Source organism: Zestomonas ipomoeae, assembly GCF_057128665.1.
The window spans coordinates 1-26119 of record NZ_JBSKHQ010000019.1 but is presented as its reverse complement, the minus strand read 5'-3'; the positions used below and the strand labels follow the sequence as shown (position 1 = coordinate 26119).

General features: G+C 62.0%; 24 protein-coding genes and 2 tRNA genes. 7 read left to right on the top strand and 19 right to left on the bottom strand.

Annotated features, from left to right (window positions below):
* Positions 1 to 3: 3 nt before the first annotated feature.
* The 7 genes from pheT to ACWKV7_RS18495 form a co-directional block, all read right to left on the bottom strand.
* The gene (pheT, locus tag ACWKV7_RS18525) at positions 4 to 2382 is read right to left on the bottom strand and encodes a phenylalanine--tRNA ligase subunit beta (RefSeq protein ID WP_483859174.1); all 2379 of its coding nucleotides are present in this window, start codon (positions 2380 to 2382) and stop codon (positions 4 to 6) included.
* A gap of 39 nt (positions 2383 to 2421) precedes the next feature.
* The gene (pheS, locus tag ACWKV7_RS18520) at positions 2422 to 3438 is read right to left on the bottom strand and encodes a phenylalanine--tRNA ligase subunit alpha (RefSeq protein ID WP_483859173.1); all 1017 of its coding nucleotides are present in this window, start codon (positions 3436 to 3438) and stop codon (positions 2422 to 2424) included.
* Between the two features lie 93 nt (positions 3439 to 3531).
* Positions 3532 to 3888: a 50S ribosomal protein L20 gene (rplT, locus tag ACWKV7_RS18515; protein WP_483859172.1), complete on the bottom strand. Its 357-nt coding sequence runs from the start codon at positions 3886 to 3888 to the stop codon at positions 3532 to 3534.
* A 29-nt stretch (positions 3889 to 3917) separates the two neighbouring features.
* Positions 3918 to 4112, bottom strand: a complete 195-nt coding sequence (gene rpmI, locus ACWKV7_RS18510; RefSeq protein ID WP_483859171.1) for a 50S ribosomal protein L35 — start codon at positions 4110 to 4112, stop codon at positions 3918 to 3920.
* Between the two features lie 60 nt (positions 4113 to 4172).
* Positions 4173 to 4724, bottom strand: a complete 552-nt coding sequence (gene infC, locus ACWKV7_RS18505) for a translation initiation factor IF-3 (protein ID WP_483859263.1) — start codon at positions 4722 to 4724, stop codon at positions 4173 to 4175.
* Positions 4724 to 6646 carry a threonine--tRNA ligase gene (thrS, locus tag ACWKV7_RS18500; RefSeq protein ID WP_483859170.1) on the bottom strand — a complete coding sequence of 641 codons (1923 nt, stop codon included), beginning with the start codon at positions 6644 to 6646 and terminating at the stop codon, positions 4724 to 4726. Before thrS ends, infC begins: the two co-directional genes overlap by 1 nt.
* A gap of 224 nt (positions 6647 to 6870) precedes the next feature.
* Positions 6871 to 6947 (bottom strand) — tRNA-Val (locus ACWKV7_RS18495).
* 184 nt (positions 6948 to 7131) lie between these two features.
* Here ACWKV7_RS18495 and ACWKV7_RS18490 point away from each other — a divergent pair.
* Positions 7132 to 8415 (top strand): NAD(P)/FAD-dependent oxidoreductase, encoded by a 1284-nt coding sequence (locus ACWKV7_RS18490; RefSeq protein WP_483859169.1) that lies wholly within the window; start codon positions 7132 to 7134, stop codon positions 8413 to 8415.
* Positions 8416 to 8530: 115 nt separating this feature from the next.
* Here the strand turns inward: ACWKV7_RS18490 and efp are convergent, their stop codons facing one another.
* The 6 genes from efp to ACWKV7_RS18460 form a co-directional block, all read right to left on the bottom strand.
* Positions 8531 to 9097: an elongation factor P gene (gene efp / locus ACWKV7_RS18485; protein ID WP_483859168.1), complete on the bottom strand. Its 567-nt coding sequence runs from the start codon at positions 9095 to 9097 to the stop codon at positions 8531 to 8533.
* A 46-nt stretch (positions 9098 to 9143) separates the two neighbouring features.
* Positions 9144 to 10277, bottom strand: a complete 1134-nt coding sequence (gene earP, locus ACWKV7_RS18480; RefSeq protein WP_483859167.1) for an elongation factor P maturation arginine rhamnosyltransferase EarP — start codon at positions 10275 to 10277, stop codon at positions 9144 to 9146.
* Between the two features lie 101 nt (positions 10278 to 10378).
* Complete coding sequence (locus ACWKV7_RS18475) at positions 10379 to 10681, bottom strand: hypothetical protein (RefSeq protein ID WP_483859166.1); 303 nt, start codon at positions 10679 to 10681, stop codon at positions 10379 to 10381.
* Positions 10682 to 11035: 354 nt separating this feature from the next.
* Positions 11036 to 12319: a M23 family metallopeptidase gene (locus ACWKV7_RS18470; RefSeq protein ID WP_483859165.1), complete on the bottom strand. Its 1284-nt coding sequence runs from the start codon at positions 12317 to 12319 to the stop codon at positions 11036 to 11038.
* Between the two features lie 574 nt (positions 12320 to 12893).
* Positions 12894 to 12983, bottom strand: a tRNA-Ser gene (locus ACWKV7_RS18465).
* A gap of 16 nt (positions 12984 to 12999) precedes the next feature.
* Positions 13000 to 13161: a PAS domain-containing protein gene (locus ACWKV7_RS18460; RefSeq protein WP_483859164.1), complete on the bottom strand. Its 162-nt coding sequence runs from the start codon at positions 13159 to 13161 to the stop codon at positions 13000 to 13002.
* A gap of 65 nt (positions 13162 to 13226) precedes the next feature.
* On the opposite strand from ACWKV7_RS18460, the gene ACWKV7_RS18455 reads away from it, so the two are divergent.
* The 4 genes from ACWKV7_RS18455 to ACWKV7_RS18435 all read left to right on the top strand — a co-directional run bounded on the left by ACWKV7_RS18455 (position 13227) and on the right by ACWKV7_RS18435 (position 17668).
* Positions 13227 to 13916 (top strand): crotonase/enoyl-CoA hydratase family protein, encoded by a 690-nt coding sequence (locus ACWKV7_RS18455; RefSeq protein WP_483859163.1) that lies wholly within the window; start codon positions 13227 to 13229, stop codon positions 13914 to 13916.
* A gap of 165 nt (positions 13917 to 14081) precedes the next feature.
* Positions 14082 to 15968, top strand: coding sequence for a methyl-accepting chemotaxis protein (locus ACWKV7_RS23770; RefSeq protein WP_487249227.1), 1887 nt, complete (start codon positions 14082 to 14084; stop codon positions 15966 to 15968).
* 41 nt (positions 15969 to 16009) lie between these two features.
* Complete coding sequence (locus ACWKV7_RS18440) at positions 16010 to 16819, top strand: substrate-binding periplasmic protein (RefSeq protein ID WP_483859162.1); 810 nt, start codon at positions 16010 to 16012, stop codon at positions 16817 to 16819.
* Positions 16820 to 16945: 126 nt separating this feature from the next.
* Entirely contained in the window at positions 16946 to 17668 is a 723-nt protein-coding gene (locus ACWKV7_RS18435) for a 1-acylglycerol-3-phosphate O-acyltransferase (RefSeq protein ID WP_483859161.1), read from the top strand.
* A 65-nt stretch (positions 17669 to 17733) separates the two neighbouring features.
* Here ACWKV7_RS18435 and ACWKV7_RS18430 read toward each other — a convergent pair whose 3' ends face one another.
* Positions 17734 to 18456: an amidotransferase gene (locus ACWKV7_RS18430; protein WP_483859160.1), complete on the bottom strand. Its 723-nt coding sequence runs from the start codon at positions 18454 to 18456 to the stop codon at positions 17734 to 17736.
* Between the two features lie 175 nt (positions 18457 to 18631).
* On the opposite strand from ACWKV7_RS18430, the gene ptrC reads away from it, so the two are divergent.
* On the top strand, positions 18632 to 18838 hold the full coding sequence (gene ptrC, locus ACWKV7_RS18425; RefSeq protein WP_483859159.1) for a type III secretion system co-regulatory protein PtrC: 207 nt from the start codon (positions 18632 to 18634) through the stop codon (positions 18836 to 18838).
* 23 nt (positions 18839 to 18861) lie between these two features.
* Here ptrC and ACWKV7_RS18420 read toward each other — a convergent pair whose 3' ends face one another.
* Positions 18862 to 19122: a hypothetical protein gene (locus tag ACWKV7_RS18420; protein ID WP_483859158.1), complete on the bottom strand. Its 261-nt coding sequence runs from the start codon at positions 19120 to 19122 to the stop codon at positions 18862 to 18864.
* A gap of 100 nt (positions 19123 to 19222) precedes the next feature.
* Here ACWKV7_RS18420 and ACWKV7_RS18415 point away from each other — a divergent pair, with 100 nt between their 5' ends.
* Positions 19223 to 20038 (top strand): AraC family transcriptional regulator, encoded by an 816-nt coding sequence (locus ACWKV7_RS18415; RefSeq protein ID WP_483859157.1) that lies wholly within the window; start codon positions 19223 to 19225, stop codon positions 20036 to 20038.
* Here ACWKV7_RS18415 and ACWKV7_RS18410 read toward each other — a convergent pair.
* From ACWKV7_RS18410 to ACWKV7_RS18395, 4 genes are all read right to left on the bottom strand, one after another.
* Positions 19975 to 20796: a potassium channel family protein gene (locus ACWKV7_RS18410; protein ID WP_483859156.1), complete on the bottom strand. Its 822-nt coding sequence runs from the start codon at positions 20794 to 20796 to the stop codon at positions 19975 to 19977. The two genes, ACWKV7_RS18415 and ACWKV7_RS18410, sit on opposite strands and share 64 nt — an antisense overlap.
* A gap of 48 nt (positions 20797 to 20844) precedes the next feature.
* A complete protein-coding gene (locus ACWKV7_RS18405) occupies positions 20845 to 21219 on the bottom strand; it encodes a hypothetical protein (RefSeq protein ID WP_483859155.1) in 375 nt (124 codons plus the stop codon).
* A 127-nt stretch (positions 21220 to 21346) separates the two neighbouring features.
* Complete coding sequence (locus ACWKV7_RS18400; protein ID WP_483859154.1) at positions 21347 to 23491, bottom strand: 3-hydroxyacyl-CoA dehydrogenase NAD-binding domain-containing protein; 2145 nt, start codon at positions 23489 to 23491, stop codon at positions 21347 to 21349.
* Between the two features lie 84 nt (positions 23492 to 23575).
* Positions 23576 to 24781, bottom strand: coding sequence for an acetyl-CoA C-acetyltransferase (locus ACWKV7_RS18395; protein ID WP_483859153.1), 1206 nt, complete (start codon positions 24779 to 24781; stop codon positions 23576 to 23578).
* Positions 24782 to 26119 lie beyond the last annotated feature (1338 nt).

Genomic DNA, 26119 nt, shown 5'->3' with positions numbered 1-26119 from the left:
ACGCTATTTCCTTAACGTGGCATTGAACCTGTCTTCCAGCGAGGTGAGGATGTTCTGCGTTGTAGTGTTCACCTCATCGTCATTAAGAGTGCGCGATGGATGCTGCCAGGTCAAGCCGACGGCCAGGCTTTTTCTATGTGGATCAATGCCTTTACCGTGATACACGTCAAAGAGTCTGAGGTCTGTGAGCCACTCTCCTGCGGCTTCGCGAATGGTCTGGAGAACAGCATCGGCTGCCACCTCGCGGTCAACCAACAGAGCCAGGTCGCGACGCACTTCAGGGAAGCGGGACAGTTCATGGAACTGCGGGAGGCGACCACGGGCGACCTCGGCCAGTACCAGCTCGAAGAGATAAACCGGCTGATCCAGATCCAGCGCCTTTGCCAATTCGGGATGTATGGCGCCAAGGAAACCAACCAGCCGGCCGTCACGCTCTATGCGCGCGCACTGCCCTGGATGCAAAGCCGGATGTTCACCCGACATGAAGACGAATGACTGCCGATCACCGGCAAAACCGAGCAGAGCTTCGACATCGGCCTTGAGATCGTAGAAATCGACGGCTTCTCGACCATGGGCCCAGCCTTCCGGCAGGCGACTGCCGCAAATGACACCCGCCAGCATTGCCTCTTGCTTCAGGTCTTCCAATTGGCCGACGAAGCGCAGACCGCTTTCGAACAGGCGAACACGCCCCTGCTGGCGGTTGAGATTGTGCTGCACAGCCCTGACCAGGCCCGGCCACAACGAAGCACGCATCGCCGCCATGTCAGCGGAAATGGGGTTGGCCAGCAGGAGCGGATCGATGCCCGGCGCAAACAGTTCAAACAGCTTGGGATCGATGAAACTGTAGGTGATGGCCTCCTGGTAGCCTCGCGCGACAAGCAGGCGGCGCAACGCCGGTAGCTCGGCCTGGGCTTCCGCACGATGCTGAGGCGCCAAACGCGCCTGGGGATAGCGAACCGGCAACCGGTTGTAGCCATACAAGCGCCCCAGCTCCTCGATCAGATCGACCTCAAGGCTGAGGTCGAAGCGATGGCTAGGCACGGCGATACGCCACAGCCCTTCACCCTCGCAGGTAACACCAAGCCCCAAGGCGACGAGCAAGCGCTCGACTTCGGCGGCGTCCATCTTCAGGCCCAGCATCTGGTCGATACGCTCGGCACGCAGTTGTACCGGCGCAACGCTCGGCAACTCAGCCTCGCTGGCAACCTCGATGATCGGACCCGGTTCGCCACCCACGATATCGAGCAGCAGGCCAGTTGCACGCTCCATGGCTTCACGCGCCAGCTGCCAGTCGACGCCGCGCTCGAAGCGATGGGAGGAGTCGGTGTGCAGACCATAGGAGCGTGCCTTTCCCGCCACCGCGATGGTGTCGAAGAATGCGCTCTCCAGGAACAGGTCACGCGTAGCGCTACCCACTCCGCTGTGTTCGCCCCCCATCACACCGGCGATAGCCAGGGCACGCTGGTGATCGGCGATCACCAGCGTATCGGCCCGCAAGGCGACTTCCTGGCCATCGAGCAACACCAGCTTCTCGCCCTCTTCGGCCATGCGCACACGGATGCCGCCATTGATCTCTGCGAGGTCGAACGCATGCATCGGCTGACCCAGTTCCAGCATCACGTAATTGGTGACGTCTACAGCCGGATCGATGCTGCGAATATCCGAGCGGCGCAGTCGCTCGACCATCCAGAGCGGCGTGGGCCTGGACAGGTCGACGTTGCGCACTACGCGCCCGAGATAACGCGGACATGCCTTGGGAGACAGAACCTCGACCGGACGCGTCTCGTCATGCGCAGCCGGAACTACGGCAATCGATGGACGGTTCACTGGGACGCCGTAGAGCGCGCCGACCTCCCGGGCCAGCCCGGCTACGGACAGGCAGTCACCCCGATTGGGGGTCAGGTCGACTTCGATGCTGGCATCATCCAGCCCCTGATAGGTGCGAATATCCTGGCCAACCGGTGCATCGGCGGGCAGTTCGAGCAGCCCATCGCTGTCATCGCTGATCTGCAGCTCGGAAGCCGAGCAGAGCATGCCGTTGGATTCAACGCCGCGTAGCTTGGCCTTCTTGATCTTGAAGTCACCCGGTAGCTCGGCGCCGATCATGGCAAAGGGGATCTTGAGTCCCGGGCGCACGTTGGGAGCGCCACAGACCACCTGGAAGGTCTCGACCCCATTGCTTACCTGGCAAACGCGGAGCTTGTCCGCATCCGGATGCTGCTCGGTGCTCAGCACTTCGCCCACCACCACGCCGCTGAAAACGCCAGCGGCGGGCGTCACGCTGTCGACTTCCAGGCCGGCCATGGATAGGCGGGCGACCAGTTCGTCGCGGGATACTTGCGGGCTGACCCAGGTGCGCAGCCACTGTTCGCTGAATTTCATCGCTGTTCTTCTCCTAGAAATCGGTTACGGGCATGCGGCCTAGCGGAATTGCGCGAGGAATCGCAGGTCGTTATCGAAGAACAAGCGCAAGTCGTTGACGCCATAGCGCAGCATGGCCAAGCGCTCGACGCCCATACCAAAGGCAAAGCCTTGGTATTTTTCCGGGTCGATGCCGGACATTTGCAGCACATTCGGATGCACCATGCCGCAGCCCATGACTTCCAGCCAACCGGTCTGCTTGCAGACACGGCAGCCCTTGCCGCTGCACATCACACATTGCATGTCGACTTCCGCCGAAGGCTCGGTGAAGGGAAAGAAAGACGGACGGAAACGCACGCCCAGATCCTTCTCGAAGAACACTCGCAGAAACTCTTCGATGGTGCCCTTGAGGTCGGCGAAACTTATGCCCTCGTCCACCAGCAATCCTTCGACCTGATGGAACATCGGCGAGTGGGTGATATCTGAGTCGCAACGATAGACGCGCCCCGGGCATACGATGCGGATCGGCGGCTGTTGCGCCTCCATGGTGCGCACCTGCACCGGAGAAGTGTGGGTGCGCAGCAACATGTTGGCGTTGAAATAGAAGGTGTCGTGCATTGCCCGCGCCGGATGATGGCCGGGAATGTTGAGCGCCTCGAAGTTGTGGTAGTCGTCCTCGACCTCAGGGCCTTCGGCAATGCCGTAGCCGATATGGGTGAAGAACTGCTCGATGCGCTCCAGCGTCCTAGTGACCGGATGCAGGCCACCGGAAGTCTGCCCACGGCCTGGCAACGTGACATCAATGCGCTCCGACGCCAGCTTGGCGCTCAGTGCAGCGGCCTCGAGCATGGCCTTGCGGGCGTTCAGAGCATCCTGTACGCGCTCCTTGGCGGCATTGATCAGGGCGCCGACCTTCGGCCGCTCCTCGGCCGGCAGGTCCCCGAGGGTCTTCATCACCTGGGTCAGCTCGCCCTTCTTGCCAAGGTAGTGAACCCGGATCTGTTCCAGGGCATTGACGTCTTCGGTGTGTTGCACGGCCTCGAGAGCTTGTGAGACCAGCGCATCCAGGTTTTCCATGTACAGACTCCAGATACGAAATAGGGGAAGAGCCAAGGCTCTTCCCCTATTGATGACGTTCAGCACCGGGCAAGCCCGGTGATTGTCGGGGACTTAAGCCAGTTCGGCTTTCGCTTTCTCGACAATCGCAGCAAACGCCGCTTTTTCGTTCACCGCCAGATCGGCCAGAACCTTACGGTCGATCTCGATGGCCGCCTTCTTCAGGCCGGCGATCAGACGGCTGTAGGACAGACCGTTGACACGAGCACCAGCGTTGATACGGGCGATCCACAGAGCGCGGAACTGACGCTTGCGCTGACGGCGGTCACGGTAGGCATATTGGCCAGCCTTGATCACCGCTTGCTTGGCGACACGGAACACGCGCGAACGCGCGCCGTAGTAACCCTTGGCGAGTTTCAGAATCTTCTTATGACGGCGACGAGCGATGACGCCACGCTTAACACGAGCCATTAGTAATACCTCTAATTATCTTGACCGGATCAACGAACGCGCAGCATGCGCTCCACCTTGGCAACGTCGGACGGATGCACCAGGGTGCAGCCGCGCAGCTGACGCTTACGCTTGGTGGACATCTTGGTCAGGATGTGGCTCTTGAAAGCGTGCTTGTGCTTGAAGCCCGAAGCAGTCTTTTTAAAACGCTTCGCTGCACCGCTTTTGGTTTTCATCTTTGGCATGTTCGGATACTCCGCATTCAGTTAGTAACATAACCATAAGGCCTGCCAGTGCCCTGGAGGTTATTTGCGCTTTTTGGGGGCGATGACCATGATCAGCTGGCGTCCTTCCATCTTGGGATGCTGTTCCACGGCGCCGTATTCGGCGAGGTCGTTCTCGACCCGCTTCAACAGCTCCATGCCCAGCTCCTGGTGGGCCATCTCTCGACCGCGGAATCGCAAGGAAACCTTGGCCTTATCCCCTTCACTTAGGAAACGTACCAGGTTGCGTAGTTTTACCTGGTAATCCCCTTCTTCCGTCCCTGGACGAAACTTGATTTCTTTGATCTGGACCTGCTTCTGATTCTTCTTCGCCGCAGCAACCTGCTTCTTCTTTTCGAACAGATGCTTGCCGTAGTCCATGATCCGACATACGGGCGGTACTGCATCCGCAGAAATTTCCACCAGATCCAGCTTGGCTTCTTCAGCTATACGAAGCGCTTCATCAATCGAGACGATGCCAATCTGCTCGCCGTCTGCACCAATTAACCGAACCTCGCGTGCCGAGATATTCTCGTTGATCGGGGCTTTCGGTTGAGCTCGTTTATCTTGTCTCATTTCACGCTTAATAATGATTACTCCAAGTCTTGGCGACCACGCCGGGAAACCGCTTGCGCAAGCGACTCAGCGAACTGGGCGACGGGCATGGAGCCCAAGTCGACACCTTCGCGAGTACGCACGGCAACGGAGTTTGTCTCGACTTCCCGATCTCCGATAACCAAGAGATAGGGAGCCTTGAGCAAAGTATGCTCGCGGATTTTAAAGCCGATTTTTTCGTTTCTCAAGTCCGACTTGGCACGAAAGCCGCTTTGATTCAGGGTTTTCTCGACCTCGAGCGCGAATTCGGCCTGCTTGTCGGTGATATTCATGATCACCGCCTGGGTCGGCGCAAGCCAGGCAGGGAAGGCGCCAGCGTAGTGCTCGATGAGCATGCCAATGAAGCGCTCGAAGGAGCCCAGGATGGCACGGTGCAGCATGACCGGACGCTTGCGCTGGTTATCTTCGGCGATGTAGCTGGCATCCAGCCGCTCCGGCAGGTTCGGATCGTACTGCAGCGTGCCGCATTGCCAATTGCGCCCCAGACAATCGCGCAAGGTGAACTCGATCTTCGGGCCGTAGAACGCCCCCTCGCCCGGCTGATACTCCCAGGCCAGGCCGGACTCGTTCAGCGCATCGGCCAGCGCACCCTCGGCACGATCCCACAACTCATCCGAGCCCACTCGCTTGGCAGGACGAGTCGAAAGCTTCATGGCGATGTCGCTGAAACCGAAGTCCGCATAAACCTTGAGGGTCAGCTTGATGAAGTCGGTGGCCTCTTTCTTGACCTGGCCCTCGGTACAGAAGATATGCGCATCATCCTGGGTGAAGGCGCGAACGCGCATGATGCCGTGCAGCGCGCCGGATGGCTCGTTGCGATGACAAGCACCGAACTCGGCCATGCGCAGCGGCAGCTCGCGATAGGACTTCAGGCCCTGGTTGAAGATCTGCACATGGCATGGGCAGTTCATCGGCTTGACCGCATAGTCGCGACTTTCCGACTCGGTGGTGAACATGTTCTCGGCATAGTTGGACCAATGGCCCGACTTCTCCCAGAGAATGCGATCGACGACCTGCGGCGTGCGCACTTCGACGTAGCCGTTCTCTCGCTGCACCTGCCGCATGTACTGTTCCAGCACCTGGTACAGCGTCCAGCCATTGGGGTGCCAGAAGACCATGCCCGGCGCCTCTTCCTGGGTATGGAACAGATCCAACTGCTTGCCGATACGACGATGATCGCGCTTCTCGGCCTCCTCGATGCGCTGGATATAGGCTGCCAATTGCTTCTTGTCAGCCCAGGCAGTGCCATAAACACGCTGAAGCTGCTCATTCTTGGCATCGCCACGCCAGTAGGCACCGGACAGCTTGGTCAGCTTGAATGCCTTGAGAAAGCGCGTATTGGGCACGTGCGGACCACGACACATGTCCACGTACTCTTCGTGATAGTAGAGCCCCATGGCCTGCTCGTCCGGCATATCCTCGACCAGGCGCAACTTGTAGTCCTCGCCACGGGACGCGAAGACCTCGATCACCTCGGCGCGCGGGGTCATCTTCTTGATGACGTCGTAATCCTTGTCGATCAGCTGCTGCATGCGCTGCTCGATGGCCGCCACGTCCTCCAGGGTAAAGGGACGCTCATAGGCGATGTCGTAGTAGAAGCCTTCCTCGATAACCGGGCCGATGACCATTCTGGCCGTCGGATAGAGCTGCTTGACGGCATGGCCGACCAGATGCGCACAGGAGTGGCGAATGATCTCTAGCCCCTCCTCGTCCTTCGGCGTGATGATCTGCAACGTGGCATCGGCATCGATCAGATCACAGGCATCCACCAGCTTGCCATTGACCTTGCCGGCAAGGGTCGCCTTGGCCAGGCCTGCGCCGATGGACTGAGCCACCTCAAGCACGGATACCGGATGATCGAACGAACGCTGACTGCCGTCGGGAAGAGTAATGATGGGCATGGCGCCTCCTCTCCTAGTGGTGACCCCTACCAAAGGCCACGTGGGTTGGGATGAGCCAGTACGCGATCCGGCGGTTTACCCGCCCAACGATGGCAGGAGCCCTGAGGCCACGCTACCGGACCGGAGTCACTGGAAATTGAAGAACCGCGATACTTTCAGAACGCCTTGGCGCTGACAAGCGGCCCAATGAAAAAGGGTCGCACTAGGCGACCCTTTTCTGGATTTGGTAGGCACAATTGGACTCGAACCAACGACCCCCACCATGTCAAGGTGGTGCTCTAACCAACTGAGCTATGTGCCTGCAATGGCCGCGCATTTTACGGGTACCGCACAGGGTGTCAAGCATTTTTCAGCTAACCCCCTGAATAAACTTATTTTTTGTTGTTCGGCACCGTGTTTAATATCCTGAACAGAGGGCTAGCCGGGTTTTTCCAAGTCGGGTAGCATCGCCGCATTCGTAAAAAATAAAAAACAGAGGTTGCAAGATGGCGAACACACCCTATCCGCAGTCCTACTACGCCGCATCGGCCAACCCAACCCCCGAACGCCCCGCACTGGCTGGCGAAGCGGAGGCCGATGTCTGCATCGTGGGCGCCGGATATACCGGCCTCTCCACTGCCCTGTTCCTGCTGGAGAACGGCTTCAAGGTCAGCATCGTCGAAGCAGCCAAGGTCGGCTTCGGCGCATCCGGACGCAACGGCGGACAAATCGTCAACAGCTACAGCCGCGACATAGACGTGATCGAGCGCAGCGTGGGTGCCAAGCAGGCACAACTGCTCGGGCAGATGGCTTTCGAAGGCGCACGCATCATTCGCGAGCGTATCGCCACGTATGGAATCCAGTGCGACCTCAAGGACGGTGGCGTATTTGCCGCCCTCACCAGCAAGCAGATGGGTCACCTCGAGGCGCAGCAGAAGCTCTGGCAGCGCTATGGCCATACCCAACTGGAACTGCTCGACGCCCAGGGCATCCGCGAGGTGGTGAATACCGACAGTTACATCGGCGGCATGCTGGACATGAGCGGCGGCCACATCCACCCGCTCAACCTGGCGCTCGGCGAAGCGGCCGCGGTCGAGTCCCTGGGTGGCGTGATCTACGAGCAGTCGCCGGCCATTCGCATTGAGCGCGGCGCCAACCCGGTGGTACATACCCCCCAGGGAAGGATCAAGGCCAAGTTCGTCGTGATCGCCGGTAACGCCTATCTCGGCAACCTGGTACCGGAACTCGCCGCCAAATCCATGCCGTGCGGAACCCAGGTACTCACCACCGAACCGCTTTCCGACGAGATGGCAAAGAGTCTGCTGCCGCAGGACTACTGCGTCGAGGACTGCAACTACCTGCTCGACTACTACCGCCTCTCCGGCGACAAGCGCCTGATCTACGGCGGCGGCGTGGTCTATGGCGCCCGCGACCCAGCCAACATCGAGGCAATCATCCGCCCGAAGATGCTCAAGACCTTCCCCCAGTTGAAAGACGTGAAGATCGACTTCGCCTGGACCGGCAACTTCCTGCTGACGCTCTCGCGCCTGCCCCAGGTCGGTCGCCTGGGCGACAACATCTACTACTCCCAAGGCTGCAGCGGCCATGGCGTGACCTATACCCACCTGGCCGGCAAGGTGCTGGCCGAGGCTTTGCGCGGCCAGGCCGAGCGCTTCGATGCCTTCGCCGGGCTGCCGCACTATCCGTTCCCTGGGGGCCAGCTGTTCCGCGTCCCCTTCACTGCCCTGGGCGCCTGGTACTACAGCCTGCGCGACAAGCTGGGCGTCTGACGCCCGGAGCCGAGCCCTGAAACGACAATGCCCGCATCATTCGATGCGGGCATTGTGCTTTTTGCAGCCCGGTCGTCGTTAGCGACCACCGGGGGATGCGAGCGCGGCGAGCGAATCAGGCCTTGACGCGGGACTTGTATTCGCCGGTGCGGGTGTCGATCTCGATGGAGTCGCCGATTTCGCAGAACGCGGAAACCTGCAGCTCTGCACCGTTCTTCAGACGGGCAGTCTTCATCACCTTGCCGGAGGTATCGCCACGAACGGACGGCTCGGTATAGACGATTTCACGAACGATGGTGGTCGGCAGTTCGACCGAAATCACCTTGTCGTTGTAGAACACGGCTTCGCAGACATCGGTCATGCCGTCTTCGATGAAGGTCATCACGCCTTCGAGATCGCCTTTCTCGATTTCGTACTGGTTGAACTCGGAGTCCATGAACACATACAGCGGGTCGGCAAAGTAGGAGTAAGTCACCTCTTTGCGATCCAGGATGATCGGCTCCAGCTTGTCGTCGGCCTTGTATACGGTTTCGGTGCCGGCGCCGGTCAGCAGGTTCTTCAGCTTCATCTTGACCACAGCGCTGTTGCGGCCGGACTTGTTGAACTCGGCCTTCTGGATGACCCAGGGAGCGCCGTTGATGTTGGCTACCTGGCCAGCGCGAAATTCTTGAGCGGTTTTCATACGGATATCCGATTTGGATGGAGAGAACAAAAAAACGAGCGCCGTATCATAGCCAATTTGTATAAAAATGCACCAGCCTTGCAGCGAGATCCGTGCGTGATGCCTGTTGCAGACACCAGCGCTCGGCATGCTCGGCAATCTCGGCCCATTCGGCAAGCAACGCAGGCCAGGCGACAGCCATGTCCCCGCTGCCATTCCAGGCGTGCCACAACGCCTGCAGTGCCGCGGCAGCCGACGGCGACAGGCCGCCGCTGTATTGCGCGAGAAACGCCTCCAGCTTGTCCCAGTGAGCACCCTCCTCTTGCTGGTAGATGTGCCACAACAGCGGCCGACCCGCCCACTGCGCGCGCAGGAAGGAGTCCTCGCCGCGCACCGCGTTGAAGTCACAGCACCAGAGCAACCGGTCGTAGTCGTCCTGCTCGATAAAGGGAATCACCTGGACGACGAGCGCGCCGCGCCGATACCGATCCCCCGCCACCAAGCCGCAAGCCCCCAGCCAGCGCTCCAGGTCGCCCAGCACACGGCCTTCAGGCACCAGCAGGTGCGTCGACTCATCACCGACGGCAAGGACATCGAGCCAACCCGGCAAACCCGGATTCTCGTAGGCGAAGAGGGAAACCAGCCGCGCACCAGGCTCCGGCTCGACACCCAGCGTCTGCAAGAAATCGACTTGCGCCTGGCGATTGACCTGGAACGCCTGACGGCGCGCAACCAGGCCCGCCTCGCGTAACAAGCCGCCGGTGGCTTCGCTGAAGCCCGGAAAGAAGAAGATCTTCTCCAACCCGTTGGCTTGCGGTGAGGGCAAGCCATGGCAACCCGCGACCCAGTCTTCCGCACTCAGATAGTCGAGATTCAGCCATAAGGGTGGACGTGGCGCAGCGGCCATGGCTCTTTCGAAATCAGAAGGCAGCCGACAGGCAAATGCTTCGATGACCACCTCGCCCGGATCGGCAGCTTGCCAGGGCTCGAGCCATTGGCAAACTTCTACCCCACGCTGCCACTGACGAGCGATGGCAGGATCGATCTGCGGACACAAGCGAGCCAGTACCGGTAGTTCGTCCACCCAGAGGCGCACGGCAACCCCGTGCTCTGCCACCAGTTGACGGGCCAGGCGCCAGGTCACGCCAATGTCGCCATAGTTGTCGACGACGCTGCAGAAAATATCCCAGAGAGGTTTCATCCGTTACTCGGCGGCCAAAAAGATTGGTTTGCGCGCAAGCGCGCCGAAACCGCCAACCATCTTACCGTCGAGCATCGCGAAGCAGCCATGGCCGAGCCGCGTCAGGCCGCGGAATGCTCGATCTTCAAGCGTGCCCGGGTTTCGCGAAGCTGAGATAGATAGAAGAACAGCACATAGATAAGCCCCACCCCGCCCGCCGCCACTTCGAAACGGGTGGTGGCGCTCAGGACACGGTACCTGGCCCCCCACAGCACCAGCAGCAAGGCAAGGAAGAGGAAGGGATGACAAAGCAACGCAGCGCCCAGGTACCAGCCGCGACGGGCCATCCTCGCGGACAGCGCCGCCGTGGCCTGCGGGATACCCGTGAGGGCCCAGCCTTTGCGCAGCACTGACAACGTCTTCATGGATGCTCTCTCCTCGAGCGAATGACAATCCGCCCGATGCTGCCACCGAAACGCGCAGAGGAGTATTGAACCTTAGCCGTGTGCCCGGAACGTTCTGCTGCGCAAAACCTTGCAAAGAGAACAGACCCGCCATTGAAGGAGGTGCTTATGAGCGCGCCCAGGCACCAGGCGTCGACATTCATCATCCGTCCGATCAGACCTTGCCAGGCGAAGACCTCGCGGCAAAGGACGACGAGAAGCGCACAAGCCCCGGCAGCGATGAGTCGCAAGAGCCCACAGAGCAGGGAAGCCAATCCCTGATTTGCTTGGTGGAAACGGGCGACCGCTCGGACTCGGCGCCCGCCTCCACTTCTATCAGCGCATCGGTCCGGAGTTGTATAGCGGGCTCCAGGCACACTGGTAACCACCGGTACTCAAGTTGGAGAACCAGAAGCGCCCGCAATAATTGTCATAATTATAAGCGCCGGTCTGAATACGAAAGACTCCCAGATTGACACCCTGCAATGAAACATAGCGGCCGTTATACAAAAGCGAGAAGTGCAAGTGCGGACCGGTGGAACTTCCCCCTTCGCATAATGCAGCGTTTCGATTACCGGCGTAGACACCCAACTTGGTATCGTTGGTGACCCACTGACCGTTGCTGACCTGAATTTGATCCATGTGGTAATAGTTGGTCGCCCAGCCGTTCGGGTTGGTAATACGCACCTGGCATCTCGAAAGTACACGGACCGTTCCGCTATGGGCAGCCGTCACGCTATAAGTTGGACTTCCCCAGCCCGGCCAATCGTAAGAAACATCGATCGACGACAACGGCCAACCCGAACCGGTATGGGAATGCGCGCCATTCGAACGCCACGAATAACCCTGGCGCCAAGGCAATTGCATCATGTTGGTCGGCGGCACCATCTGCATGGCCGCGACAGGTACCTGCGCTTCCATGGCCAACAGCTTGCCAGCGTTCTCAGGGAACAACTTGGAGAACTGCTGGGTAAAACCATCCAGTGCCATTGCCTGCGCCGCCATGGCGACCTGCCCGGAAGGCGCCACTTGCTGCTGCGCCGATGGAGTTTTCAGCATGCTGACCAGAGCTGCCGTGGCTCCGTTCACGGTGCTCTGCCTGGCTGCCGCCATCTTGTCCTGCTGTTGCGATTGGGTGCGCTGGCCCGCCTCGAAGCCGTAGAAACGTTCGGACAGTTGCTGCAGCACGTCCTGCAGTTGCCGATCGAAACCACGCGCCTTGGAAAGGTCGCCGAACGGCGCCTTCAGCTTCCGCCGGCTGGGAGCACTGAGCAGGCCGGACTTCATCTCCATCAGCGTCAGCACAACCTTCGGGTTGATGCTGTAGTAGCCACTCCAATGGGATATCAGTTCGCTCTTCGAGCGCAGGAATGGCGCATTGAGGGCCAGGTAGCCCTCCAGGTCGAAGGACTCCGCATCCTGCCCATAAAGAAACACCTGGTTGTCGAACGGCAGCTGCATGCTCGGCAACGCCACGCTTTCAAGTGCTTTCAAAGAAGGAGCCGGCTCCGAACCGGTTGCTTGAAACGCAACGGCTTGGAAACTCGCGCTCATTACCAGAAGCCCGGCAAGCGAAAGCGTTCCAATACCAAAAGTTTTTTCTGACGTTGTTCTGCTCATGCTGTTCCTCTCCATTGATCGTTGATTTCACCAGAAACCCAGCGCAAAACAGCCCCCACCGCCAACACAGCCGAAGATGATCAATTGGGGATTTGCTACCGCAGTGGCAGTGCCGAGAAGAGTAGCGAGCAAAAAAGCAATTTACATAAAACCAACACACAAATTTCAGCAACCATTTAATCTTCCAAGCCTATTAAACGCAGCGACTAAAACGCATAAATAATTGAAAACAGATCACTGTTTCCTTTGGTCAAGCCGAAAAAAGCTGAATCGATTGGACATTGTCCTGTGCGGTAATCAGCGAATATAACGAGACATGCTTTATAACTTATCAGCGTGCAAATTCATGGCGCCAATTGAATGGCGCGAAACAAACATACTTGTCTTGGATTATTCGCAGCGCAACCTGCGAAGTTGCACACAAGCGGCGATATAGAGCCGCACTGCGCAGCGGCTGAGCTTGGCAGAAGAACACAGGCGGTAGTAGCCGAACGGCGGAGGCACCACCCGAGCGGGGATAGCCGAAGCGAAAACGAAAAAGCCCGACACAAGGTCGGGCTTTTCGTCTTTGGTCTGGCGGTGAGGGTGGGATTCGAACCCACGATACGATTTCTCGTATACACACTTTCCAGGCGTGCTCCTTCAACCGCTCGGACACCTCACCGGATCTCGCCGGACCGTCAGGTCCGTCGAGGCGCGCTAATGTAGCCGAACAGTTGCTCGAAGGCAAAAGTTTTTTTCAGGCGATTCATGCGCTTAAGCGTTTCGCCAAGGTCGATGCGGGCAACGGCTTCCGGGACGGGCGGTAAAGCGCCGCCACAGCTGACCGCCCGGTCGGTCACGACGCTTTACCTGGCCGATGCGGGTGAGTAACGTCTGCCCCACTTCAGCCCAAGGAGTCTCGCCCATGAGCGACCTGATCAGCTACGAACTCGAAGACGGCATCGCCACCCTGACATTGAACAACGGCAAGGTGAACGCCATCTCCCCGGATGTGATCGCTGCCTTCAACGCGGCGCTGGATCGCGCCGAGCAGGACAAGGCCATCGTCATCATCACCGGCCAGCCGGGCGTTCTCTCCGGGGGCTACGACCTCAAGGTGATGACCTCCGGACCGCAGAACGCGGTCGACCTGGTCGCCGCCGGTTCGACGCTGGCCCGCCGCATGCTCGCCCACCCGTTCCCGATCATCGTCGCCTGCCCCGGCCATGCGGTGGCCAAAGGCGCCTTCATCCTGCTGTCGGCCGACTATCGCATCGGCGTCGAGGGTCCGTTCAACATCGGCCTGAACGAAGTGCAGATCGGCATGACAATGCACCACGTGGGCATCGAGCTGGCCCGCGACCGCCTGCGCAAGTCGGCCTTCCACCGCTCGGTGATCAATGGCGAGATGTTCGACCCACAGGGCGCGGTCGACGCCGGCTTCCTCGACAAGGTGGTGTCGGTCGGCGAGCTGCTGCCCGTCGCCAAGGCCGCTGCGCAGCAGATGAAGAAGATCAACATGACCGCGCACAAGAACACCAAGCTAAAAGTGCGCCGTAGCTTGCTCGAAACGCTGGACAAGGCCATCGAGCTGGACAAGCAGCACCTGGTCTGACGCGATCGGCGCCAACCTGAAGCCCGGCCCTCGTGCCGGGCTTTTTGTTTCCGATAGAAATCCTCGGTTTTCCGGGCACTCTGGCAAAGCTGTATTACTTTTAGAGAACAAGCAGAACGACGTTCGCCCCTTTAGCGAATGCAGTGCCCGAGGAGTCGTCAGCCCATGAAGATTGCCCATAAGGTCGGTATAGCCGCCGCAGTGGTCCTGTTCCTCACCACCAGCCTGTTGTCCATCGTGCAAATCAGCCAGGTCCGCGACTCCCTGCGTAACCAGGTGGAAGCGAGCATCGCCGAGACCAGCAATGCGCTGGCCCGGCAGATCGAGAACTGGCTGAATGGCAAGCTGCAGTTGATCGATATGGTGGCCCAGAGCATCAACCCGCGTTTCAGCCCGGAACAGATTCAGGCGGCGTTCGCCCCGCCGGTGCTCAAGGAGCAGTTCCTGCTGGTATTCGGCGGCCTGGAGACCGACGGCAAGCCCATATCCAATGACCCGAGCTGGGCGCCGCCGGCGGGCTGGGACGCACGCCAGCGGCCTTGGTATGCGGCCGCCAAGAGCGCCTCGCGAGCTGTGCTGACGGAGCCTTATGCCGATGCCTCCACGGGCGACATCCTGATCTCGGCGGTGGCCAACATCACCGATAACGGCCAGTTCAAGGGCGCGTTCGGCGGCGACATCAGCCTGAAGACCGTATCCGACGCGGTGAACACGCTGGATTTCAACGGTGCCGGCTACGCCTTCCTGCTCAATCGCAACGGCAACATCATTTCCCACCCCGACAGCGCGCTGAACGGCAAATCCCTGTCCGAACTGTTCGAAGGCAGCAGCCCAGCCCTGGAAAACAAACTGAAAAACGCTCACGGTCGCGACGGCAAGGACCTGCTGGTGTCCTTCACGCCGCTGAGCAATCTCAAGGGCATGGATTGGTACATCGGCGTGGTGCTCGACGAGGACATCGTCATGGCCGAAGCCAATGCGCTGACCTGGCGCGCAGTAGTCGGCACCGTGCTCGGCGTCGTGATCAGCCTGGTAGCGCTGGGGCTGCTGATGAAGCAACTGCTGCAACCGCTGACCCACCTGCAGAACTCGCTGCGCGAGGTGAACAGCGGCAAGGGCGACCTGACGCGCCGCCTGCCAGCCGACGGCAACGACGAGATCGCCCAGGTATCCCAGGAGTTCAACGGCTTCCTGCAAAGCCTGCAGACGTTGATCGGCGAGGTCATGGGCAGTTCGCGCAAGGTACGCGAAAGCAGCGGCCTGACATCCCACGAAGCGGACCAGGCGTCCCATCGCCTGCAACAGCAACTGCAGGAGCTCGACCAGTTGGCCACCGCCATGCAGGAAATGGCCTCCACCGCCGAGGAAGTCGCCCGCAATGCCCAGGCCGCGGCACAGGCAGCCCTCGCGGCGAACCAGGAGACCGAAAGCGGCGTGGCGGTGGTGTCGCGTTCGACCCAGGCGATCAAGAAGCTTGCCGAGGAAATGGACGACACCGGCCAGGCGATCAACGAACTGGCCAAGCTCAGCCAGAACATCGAATCGATTCTCTCGGTGATCACCAGCATCGCCGAGCAGACCAACCTGTTGGCGCTGAATGCCGCCATCGAAGCCGCGCGGGCCGGCGAGTCCGGCCGTGGCTTCGCCGTGGTCGCCGACGAGGTGCGCTCGCTGGCCTCGCGCACCCAGCAGTCCACCCGGGAAATCCGCGAGATGATCGATCAGTTGCAAACCGGCGTGAAGCAGGCCGAGGCACGCATGCAACTGAGCCGTGACACCGCCAGCCAGACCGCCGAGGATGCCGGCGCGGCCAACGACATGCTCGGGCGCATTCGCGATGCCATCACGCGCATCAACGACATGAACCTGCAGATCGCCACCGCCGCCGAAGAGCAGAGCGCCACCACCGAAGAGATCAACCGCAACACCACCAACATCCGCGATATCAGCCAGGAGGTGGCGAGCGGTGCCGAACAGCAGGTCCGCCAGTGCGCAGCGATGGTCGAGCAGGTCGGCCAGCAGGATCGCCTGCTGGGGCGTTTCAAGGTCTGAGCCGCCACGCCAGGCAGCTTCCGTCTGCGCGAGGTCGAACCATGCTCCTGCCAAGAATCGCCTGGCTGGCCCTGTGGCTGGGCATTGCCCTGCCCGTCGCTGCCGTCACCCCGGTGACCATTCTGTGCGACAGCGGCTATCCGCCCTACAGCTATGAGGAGAACGGCGAGGCCAAGGGCCTGTACAGCGACATTCTGCGGGCCGCCTTCGCGCGCATGCCGGAATATCGGGTCCACATCCAGCCGGTCCCCTGGCGCCGCGGCCTGGAGGAGCTGGAGAAAGGCCGTGCCTTTGCCCTCTATCCGCCTTATCTGCGGCCTGCGGAGCGTCCCTATATGGACTACTCGAGGCCGATCCTGGAGGAACGGGTGGTGGTATTCGTGCGTGACGACGTCGCCCGGCGCCAGCCGATCAAGGAATTTCCCAAGGACTACGCCGGCTTGCGCATCGGCATCAACAGCGGCTTCAGCATTGTCCAGGACCCGCTGTACAAGCTGATGCTCGACCAGGGCCAACTGGCGCAAAGCTTCGCCAAGGACAACCGCTCCAACCTGCTGAAGCTGCACCTGGGGCGCATCGACGCCTACATCAATGACCGCACCTCCATCCTCTGGGAACTCAAGCGGCTGCAGCGCCAGGGCGAGCTGCCCAGGCGCGCCCACGAGCACTTCATCGAGGGGCCGACCCTGGCCATCGAGCATGGCCACCTCGGCGTCACCAACCGCAACCCACAGGCCTTCCCCTACAAGGACGACTTCATCCGGCGCCTGGATGTCGTGCTCGACGAGCTGACCAGGGAGGGCGTCGTCCAGCAACTGGAGAGGCGCTACCAGGACCCCAGCGCCGACTAGGGTCGGTACGAACCGTGATTTTTCCTACAGCCCCCAGGGCGACTGGTTCATGCTCCGAGCAACGGCAATTGCCGGCACCAGCGTACAACCGTACACTGCGCCACCTTTTTCCCGCGGGCGTTAATCATGCTGTTTACCCTGCGCATGCTGCTGATGGGCGTGCACTTCATCCTGGCCGGCCTGACCGGTCTGTTCCTCGGCCTCTGCCGTCCGTTCAACCCCGACAACAGCCGCCTGTGCGCCCGCCTGTATTCCTGGCCTGCACTGTGCATCCTGCGGCTGAAGCTGAAGGTCGACGCGCGCGGGTTGCGCGACCATCAGCGCTCCTGCGTGATCGTCGCCAACCATCAGTCGAACTACGACCTGTTCGTGCTTGGCAGCGTGGTGCCCGAGCGCACCGTCAGCATCGGCAAGAAGAGCCTGAAGTGGGTGCCCTTCTTCGGCCAGCTCTACTGGCTGGCCGGCAACGTGCTGCTGGATCGCGGCAACGCGCGCAAGGCCAAGCAGGCCATGCTGACCACCACCGACACCCTACGCCACAAGGACACGTCCATCTGGGTGTTCCCGGAAGGTACGCGCAACCAGGGCCGTGAGTTACTGCCATTCAAGAAAGGCGCCTTTCAGATGGCGATCGCCGCCGGCGTGCCGATCATCCCGGTATGCGTCAGCAGCTACATCAAGCAGATGCGCCTGAATCGCTGGGACAGCGGCCGCATACTGATCCGCTCGTTGCCGGCCATTCCCACCGCCGGCCTGAGCCTGGACGATCTGCCGGCCCTGATCGAAACCTGCCGCGAACAGATGCGCCGCTGCATAGAGGCCATGGACCGGGAACTGGCCCAGGCCTGAGTGCAAGAACAGGCCCGGCACTATGCCGGGCTCGTTTTCAATCGTGGACAGACGGTCCGCCGGCTTCAGGCTTCCAGGCCGTGGCCCGCCACGAAGCGCATCATCCACTCCGCCACCGTGGGGCCCTGGTGGTCTTGGTGCAGGCTGTCGAGCGCCTGGCGATACAGCTGCTCACCCAGGCAGGCCTGGCGGATGTCCAGCAAGGCCCTGGAATAGTCGTGGATGAATTCCGGATGGCCCTGGAAACAGAGCACCTGGTCTTCGATGCAGTAGGCGGCGATCGGGCAGAACTCGCTGGAGGCCAGGACTTTCGCGTTCTCCGGGGGAACGGTGACCTGGTCCTGATGGCTGATCAGCAAGGTCAGGCGCTCGAGCGCCGGCTGCATCCAGCCCGGTCGTTGCTCCACCTGGTAATGGTGGATGCCAACCCCCCATCCGCGCGCGGCCCGTTCGCTCTTGCCGCCAAGCAAAAGGGCCAGCAATTGGTGGCCGAAGCAGATGCCCAGCAGCTTGTCGCCGCGCTGGTAGCGGTCCAGCAGATAGGCCTTGAGGGTCTGGATCCAAGGATCGCTGCCGAAGGAGTCTGCCTTGCTGCCGGTCACCAGGTAAGCGTCGTAGCGCTGCTCGTCGTCGGGGTAGATGCCCTCCACCACGTTGAACATCTCGAAGCGTGCGGGAATCGGTTGCTGGGCGAATAGCCGCTCGAACATGTGGCCGTAACTTTGATATTGCTCGATCAACTCGGGGCGCAGGATATCGGTCTCGAGAATGCAGATGCGTAGCGACATGACGGGTCCTGAAAGGGCAAACGGAACGTGCCCGCACTTTTTAGCACAGCCAACGGCGGGCAGGCAGCGCAGTCCATCACCCGGCTCGATATTCACCATGCCGGGCATTCACTTCTGTCACCCGCGCAACCCGGCAATGATGCGGCCATTACCAACCGCCCTACCGGGAGTTCCCATGAACACGACCGCATCCCTGCCGGTGAACGGCTATGGCATCACCTACGCAACCCTCGATGAAAATGGCCTGCGCTTCGAATCGGAGTTGGCCCTCCATCTCGAAGACGGCACCCTGCTGAACCTGCCGATGCCGACCCGCCAGAGCGAACGCCTGGCCATCCATCATGAAGTCTGCGTGCGCAACGGCTGGTGCCAGGTGGCGTGAAGCCCGCCTGCGCGGCGCCGCATTCAGCGCTCCGGGGCGCTGTCTACCAGCGCCTGCAATGAGGGGTCGCGCAATACGAAGATGTCAAACAGCCCCAGGACCCGTAACGCCGGCAGCAGCGCGAGCAAGTCTTCGCGGACCTGGTCGCGCTGAGTTGGGGAGAGGCTCGCGTCCTTCAGCAGTCGCACGTTGGCGATGAAGGCACCGACGCTCCCCTTGCGTACCGTGATGCCGCCCAACAGCAGTTGATTCAACTCGTCGGGCAGGATGTCTTGCGCTTTCATCGGTGGCTCCTCGTTTGCCGTTGTGGAGCGTGCAGCCTAGCGCTGGCAAGCAATGGCCTGATAGCGTAATCCTGCCAACATATATCGATTGACGGCCATCATGACCGACCCTCTCGCTGCGCTGGTCCCCACCGGTAGCGTCGAACTCCTGGTTCTCCCGCTTGCCGCTACCTCGGTGCGCACGACCACCGCCCACCGGCATGACCGCACCCAGTTGGTCCTGCTTTCCCAAGGCCTGCTGGCCATCGAAACCGAGCAGGCACGCTGGGCGATGCCGCCGGGCCGACTTGGCCTGATCCCTGCGGGCGTATCGCACTGGGCGCAGAGCAACGGTCCCCTGGCGGGCTGGAGTGCCTATCTCGACCCTTCGCTGCTGCGGGGTGCGTTCGAAACGCCCTGCGTGCTCGCCGCCTCCGAACTGATCGCCCCCTTGCTGGCCAGGGCTTCGACCTGGCATCGGGCCCGGCCGCTGACGCCGGCGGCACACCGCGTGCTGGCGGTGCTGCTGGACGAAATAGCGGCTGCTGCCAACGAGCCCCTGTGCCTGCCGCTCCCCGGCGACCGGCGCCTGCGGGTGGTGGCCAGGGCGCTGCTGGAGAACCCTGCGGATCAACGCAGCATCGTGCACTGGGCAAGCCTGGCCGGTATCGGGGTGCGTACCCTCAGCCGCCTGTTCGTCGAACAGACCGGCATGAGTTTCAGCCAGTGGCGGCAATCGGCACGCCTGCTCAAAGCCCTGGACCTGCTGAGCCAGGGCGAGTCGGTGCAGAACACCGCCTGGTCCGTGGGCTACGCCAGCGCCAGCGCATTCATCGGTGCGTTCAGGCAGCAATTGGGCTGCACGCCGCAGGCTTATCGGCTAGGAGAAGGCGGCTCGCGCGGCGGCCGTTCGGCTGCGCGAGCCGGGACGGCCTGAAGGAGCTTGCGCAGCTCGCGCACCTCGTCGCGCAACGCTTCGATGGATGCCTGCCCGGCAGTCGCCGATTTCTTGTCGGCTGCGTCACGGTCGACGAAGAACGAGGCCAGGGTCGCCGTCAGGTAGCCGAACACGGCGAATCCATACAGACCGAGCAGAAAGCACAGCACGCGCCCCTCGGCAGTATGCGGCCAGGCTTCCGAGCCCAGGCTGGTGATCAGCATGGCTGTCCACCAGAGCGACTCGCTGTAGCTGCCGAACCCGTTCGTTCCGCCCTCGAAGGCATACATGCCCGCCGAGCCGGCAAGCACTACCAGTAGCGTCAGCATGACCACATAACCCACGCCACGCCGGCGCATCGCCCGGCGCAGGGCGGTCATGCCGCGATTGGTCGAGGTCAGGATGCGCAGCAGGTTGAAGCTGCGGGTGACGCGCAACAACCGCAGGGCTCGCAGCACGCGCAAGGTCCGCAGGGCGGGCAACAGCAACGCCACCAGGGTCAGCAGATTGCGTTGCAGGTAGACCCGCTTCTGCGGGGCCAGGCCGAAGCGCAACAGGAAGTCGACCACGAAAATCACCCAGATGACCCGCCCGGCCAGCGTCAGCAACGTGGTGCCGCCGCGTACCAGCTCGACGATCAACAGCGCCAGCCAGACGAAGCCGAGCACCACCATCGGCGTTTCCAGCCACGCCTCGACCTGGCGCAGCAGACGCCAACGCTGGTTGTCGATGGCCTGCCGGGTGCTAGCGCGGGGCATCGGCTACCCCACCGGCGCGTGCTGCGGGCAAGGCATCAGCGATGCCGATCATGGGTTATCGGTGGTGGTGTCCGGCGTCAGGCCCGGTGTGCTGCCGGGTGTGCCCGGATTGCTCGGCCGCGGTGCCGGTGCGGGGGTGTTCGGCGCGCCGGGAGCGTTGATCGGAGGAACCGGCTCGATGTCACCGCCGACCCCGTTGGCGTTCGGATCGAGGGGCTGGGAGTCGAGCAACTCGTCCTCCACCTCCTCGCCCAGACGCTCGGCCGCCTGATCGCCACGCTCGCGCTCCAGTTCCATTTGCGCACCGCTCAGTTCGCGCTCCTGCTCCAGGGTCATCACGCCCTCTACGTCCCTGTCCACCGCCCAGGTGGAGGTCGAGCAGGCGATGGCCAGCAGCAACGAAGCAAATGGCAGGTTCTTCATGGCAAGGTCTCCTGGCTGGGTGCATTCAAGAAAATGGACCCCAATTCCCCGCCAGGGTGCAGCTCAGCCGGCCTTCCAATGAAAAACCGGCTCGCAGGGAGCCGGTTCGTTCAAGCCACAGCAGGGTTCAGAAGGCTTCGCCCTTGGCCGCCTTTTCCCGCAGCAGCGCCGGCGGCTCGAAGCGTTCGCCGTACTGCTCGGCCAGGTATTGGGCCCGCGCGACGAAATCCTGCAGCCCGTACTGGTTGATGAACTGCAGCGCACCGCCGGTCCAAGCGGCAAAGCCGATGCCGAAGATCGAACCGACGTTGGCATCGGCCACCGACTTCAACACGCCCTCCTCCAGGCAGCGCACGGTTTCCAGGGCCTGGATGAACAGCAAGCGGTCGCGCACGTCTTCCTGCGCGATCTGCGCCTCGGCGCGTTCGAAGCGAGCCTTGAGCTCCGGCCAGAGCCGCTTCTTGCCTGCTGCCGGATAGTCGTAGAAGCCGGCACCGGCAGCCTTGCCGGCGCGCTTGAAGTCGCCGAGCATTCTGTCGATCACCGCATACGCCGGGTGCGCCGGCAGGGCCTTGCCCTCGGCCTCGAGGTCCTTGATGGTCTGCTGGCGGATATGGCTGATCAGGCTCAGCGAGACCTCGTCGGAGATCGCCAGCGGGCCCACCGGCATGCCGGCCTTGCGCGCCTCTGTTTCGATCATCGCGGCGCTCACGCCTTCCCCGAGCATGGCGATGCCCTCGTTGGTGAATGTGCCGAAGACCCGCGAAGTGAAGAAACCCCGGCGGTCGTTGACCACGATCGGCGTCTTCTTGATCTGCATGACGTAGTCGAACGCGCGGGCCAGGGTGGCGTCGCTGGTCAGCTCGCCCCGGATGATTTCCACCAGCGGCATCTTGTCCACCGGGCTGAAGAAATGCAGGCCGATGAACCTGTCCTGCTTGCGCACGGCGCTGGCCAGGCCTGTGATCGGCAGCGTCGAGGTGTTGGAGGCAATCACCGCATCGCCCGACGCGGCGCGCTCGGCGGCAGCGGTGACATTGGCCTTGAGATCGCGGTCCTCGAACACCGCTTCGATGATCAGGTCGCAACCGTCGAAATCGGCATCCCTGTCGGTGGCTTGGATGCGGGCAAGGATGGCATCGCGCTTCTCCTGGCTCATGTGACCGCGGCCGACTTTCTTGTCCAGCAGCTTGGCCGAGTAGCCCTTGCCCTTTTCCGCCGCGTCCAGGGATACGTCCTTGAGCACCACGTCGATGCCGGCGACCGCCGAGACGTAGGCAATGCCCGAGCCCATCATGCCGGCGCCGATCACCCCCACCCTGCGGGTGGCATAGGGCTCATGCCCCTGCGGGCGCGAGCCGCCGGCATTGATCTCGTTGAGCTGGAACCAGAAGGTGCCGATCATGTTCTTCGCCACCTGGCCGCAGACCAGCTCGGTGAAGTAGCGGGCCTCGATCAGTTGGGCGGTGTCGAAATCGACCTGGGCGCCCTCCACCGCCGCGCAGAGAATCTTCTCCGGCGCCGGGAAACAGCCCTTGGTCTTGTCGCGCAGCACCGAGGGCGCGATGGCCAGCATCTGCGCCACGTTGGGGCTGCTCGGGGTACCGCCGGGAATCTTGTAGCCCGCCTCGTCCCACGGCTGCTTCGGCGACGGATTGGCGACGATCCAGGCGCGGGCTTTGGCCAGCAGGTCGTCGCGGTCCGATGCGATCTGATGGATCAGGCCGGCCTTGAGCGCCGCCTGCGGGCGCAGCTTCTTGCCTTCGGCAAGGTATGGCAGGGCTTTCTCGATGCCCAGCAGACGCACCATGCGCACCACCCCGCCGCCGCCCGGCAATAGGCCGAGGGTCACTTCCGGCAGGCCGAGCTGCACGCTGCCGTGGTCCAGGGCGATGCGCTGGTGGCAGGCCAGGCAGATTTCCCAGCCGCCCCCCAGGGCCGCGCCGTTGATGGCGGCGACCACCGGCTTGCCGAGGGTTTCCAGGCGGCGCAGCTGGCCCTTCAGGCCCAGCACCATGCGGTAGAAAGTCTCGGCGTCGGCCGGGGTGACCTTGATCAGTTCGTTGAGATCGCCACCGGCGAAGAAGGTCTTCTTCGCCGAGGTGAGGATCACACCGGCGATAGAGTCCTTTTCCGCTTCCAGGCGTTCGAGGGTATGGGCCATGGCCTCGCGGTAGGCCGCGTTCATGGTGTTGGCGCTCTGGCCGGGCATGTCCATGGTCAGGACGACGATATTGTCCGGGCCTTTTTCGTAGCGGATGGCGTCAGTCATGTTTCTTGTCCTTGCAGGCCTGTAGGGGCGAATTCATTCGCCTGCGAAGCTTCTTGGAGGGCGAATAAATTCGCCCCTACAACGTCAGATGCGTTCGATGATGGTGGCGATGCCCATGCCACCGCCCACGCAGAGGGTGGCCAGGCCGTAGCGCAACTGGCGCTTCTCCAACTCGTCGAGCAAGGTGCCGAGAATCATGCAGCCGGTGGCGCCGAGCGGATGGCCCATGGCGATGGAGCCGCCGTTGACGTTGACCTTGTCTTCGGCGACGCCCATGTCCTTCATGAATTTCATCACCACCGAGGCGAACGCCTCGTTGACCTCGAACAGGTCGATGTCTTCCACCGCCAGGCCGGCCTTGGCCAGCGCCTTGCGCGTGGCCGGCGCCGGGCCGGTGAGCATGATGGTCGGATCGGTGCTGGTCACCGCGGTGGCGATGATGCGCGCGCGGGGCTTCAAGCCCAGCTCGCGGCCCTTGGCTTCGGAGCCGATCAGCATCAGCGCGGCGCCGTCGACGATGCCGGAGCTGTTGCCCGGGGTGTGCACGTGCTCGATACGCTCGACATGGCTGTACTGGCGCAGGGCGGTGGCGTCGAAGCCCATCTGGCCCATCATCTCGAAGCTGGGCTTGAGCGCGCCGAGGCCTTCGAGGGTGGAGTCGCCGCGAATGAACTCGTCGCGGTCGAGCAGCACGATGCCGTTCTGGTCCTTCACCGGCACCAGGGATTTGGCGAAGGAACCATCGGCGCTGGCGCGAGCAGCCTTCTGCTGGGAGCGCAGGGCGAAGGCGTCGACATCGGCGCGACTGAAGCCTTCCAGGGTGGCGATCAGGTCGGCGCCGATGCCCTGGGGCACGAAATGGGTGTGCAGGTTGGTTTCCGGGTCCATCGCCCAGGCGCCGCCATCCGAACCCATGGGCACGCGGGACATGGATTCCACGCCGCCGACCACCACCAGGTCCTCGAAGCCGGAGCGCACCTTCATCGCGCCCATATTTACCGCCTCCAGGCCCGAGGCGCAGAAACGGTTGAGCTGCACGCCAGCGACGCTGATGTCCCAGTCCGCCGCCAGCGCGGCGGTCTTGGCGATGTCCGCACCCTGGTCGCCGACCGGCGTCACGCAGCCGAGCACCACGTCGTCCACCTGGCTGGTATCGAGGCGGTTGCGCTCTGCCAGGGCCTTGAGCAGGCCGGCGACCAGATTGACCGGCTTGACGCTGTACAGCGCGCCGTCCTTCTTGCCCTTGCCGCGGGGCGTGCGCACCGCGTCGAAAATGAATGCTTCGGTCATGACGTCCTCGCAGGAATGTGGCGGCGCCAGGCTGCCGCCCGTTCGGGTTCCCTACTCTCAACGCTAGGCAAAGCCGGCTCAATGACTTAAGCGCTCAGGCGGATTGACCTCAGCGCTCAGACGAACGGTAGTTTGAATGGACAACCTCGACGAAGCGCAGCCGATGCGTCTGGATCGGGCCCCGTCACAGCCGGTCAGAGGCGGACCGAGCGGTCCTTTCTATGGGCCGGCCAGTTGATACCAACTCTATCTAAGGCACGCCGGACGGGGCCTCTAGAGTGATAGGTGCAAGCAGTCGCCGCCGGGTTTTGCCGGGGCGGCTTTCCAGCAACGCCACAGCGTGGCGTCGCGCCCGGACGGGCCGTAAGCACGGGCAGAGAACGCCACCAACAAGAACAAAGGCAAGCAATCATGTCCAGACAACAGAAGAAAATGCAGCAGGCGAGCCTGATCGTCTTCGCCACCACGGTGATCCTGATTCTTCCCAACCTGACCCGCCTGGTCAGCTGATTCCCCGCCATTGCCGACCGGGCGACGCCGTGGCGCGATCGCCCTGCATCGACAACCCACACCGCGAAAACCCGAATGCCAGCAGGAACCGCGCCGAGAACCGGCCGGAGTCCTGCCGTGGCGCAAGTATCGCTGGCTGAGCGACTACCGGAACACTCGACTGGCGTAGTGCCCATGGAGATACACTTGGCTCCCCTTCGCCGGGCCATCTCGGCAAAGTGCGTCCGATCCAACCACACGAAAGCCATGACCACCAGGCAAGCAAGCACAATGGCAAAAACAACCGTCACCCTCTACCGACCCACCGGCCCCAGAGAATTGGCGCTGGTGAAACAAAGCGGCTACAAAAAATGGCCGCCGCGCCTTCCGGAGCACCCCATTTTCTACCCGGTCACCAACGAAGCGTAGCCAGGCAAATAGCGACCCAATGGAACATCAAGGCGAGCGGCGCGGGCTATGTCACACGTTTCGAGGTCGATAAATCCTTCATGGACGGCTATCCGATCCAACAGGTCGGTGGCGCCGATCACACGGAGTGGTGGGTGCCGGCAGAGGAGCTGGACGAATGAATGCGCACATCATCGGGCGCATCGAAGTGATCGGCGAGTATCTGGCAGATGAGTGAGCTTGCTCTGGCAGCGTTACGCAGAGGATCTATGCAACCGACATTGCCGGCCAACGCGGCTCCGGACCTTCTGCTCAGCAGGAGAGCGCAAAAGCCGTGCACGCGGAGCCTTGGATGATGAGGTACTGAATCGCCCCGGGTTTCGTGGAGGCTGTTTCGTTTAAGTCAGGCCGCCATGGCCTGACCTGCTTGTTGCCGGTGGA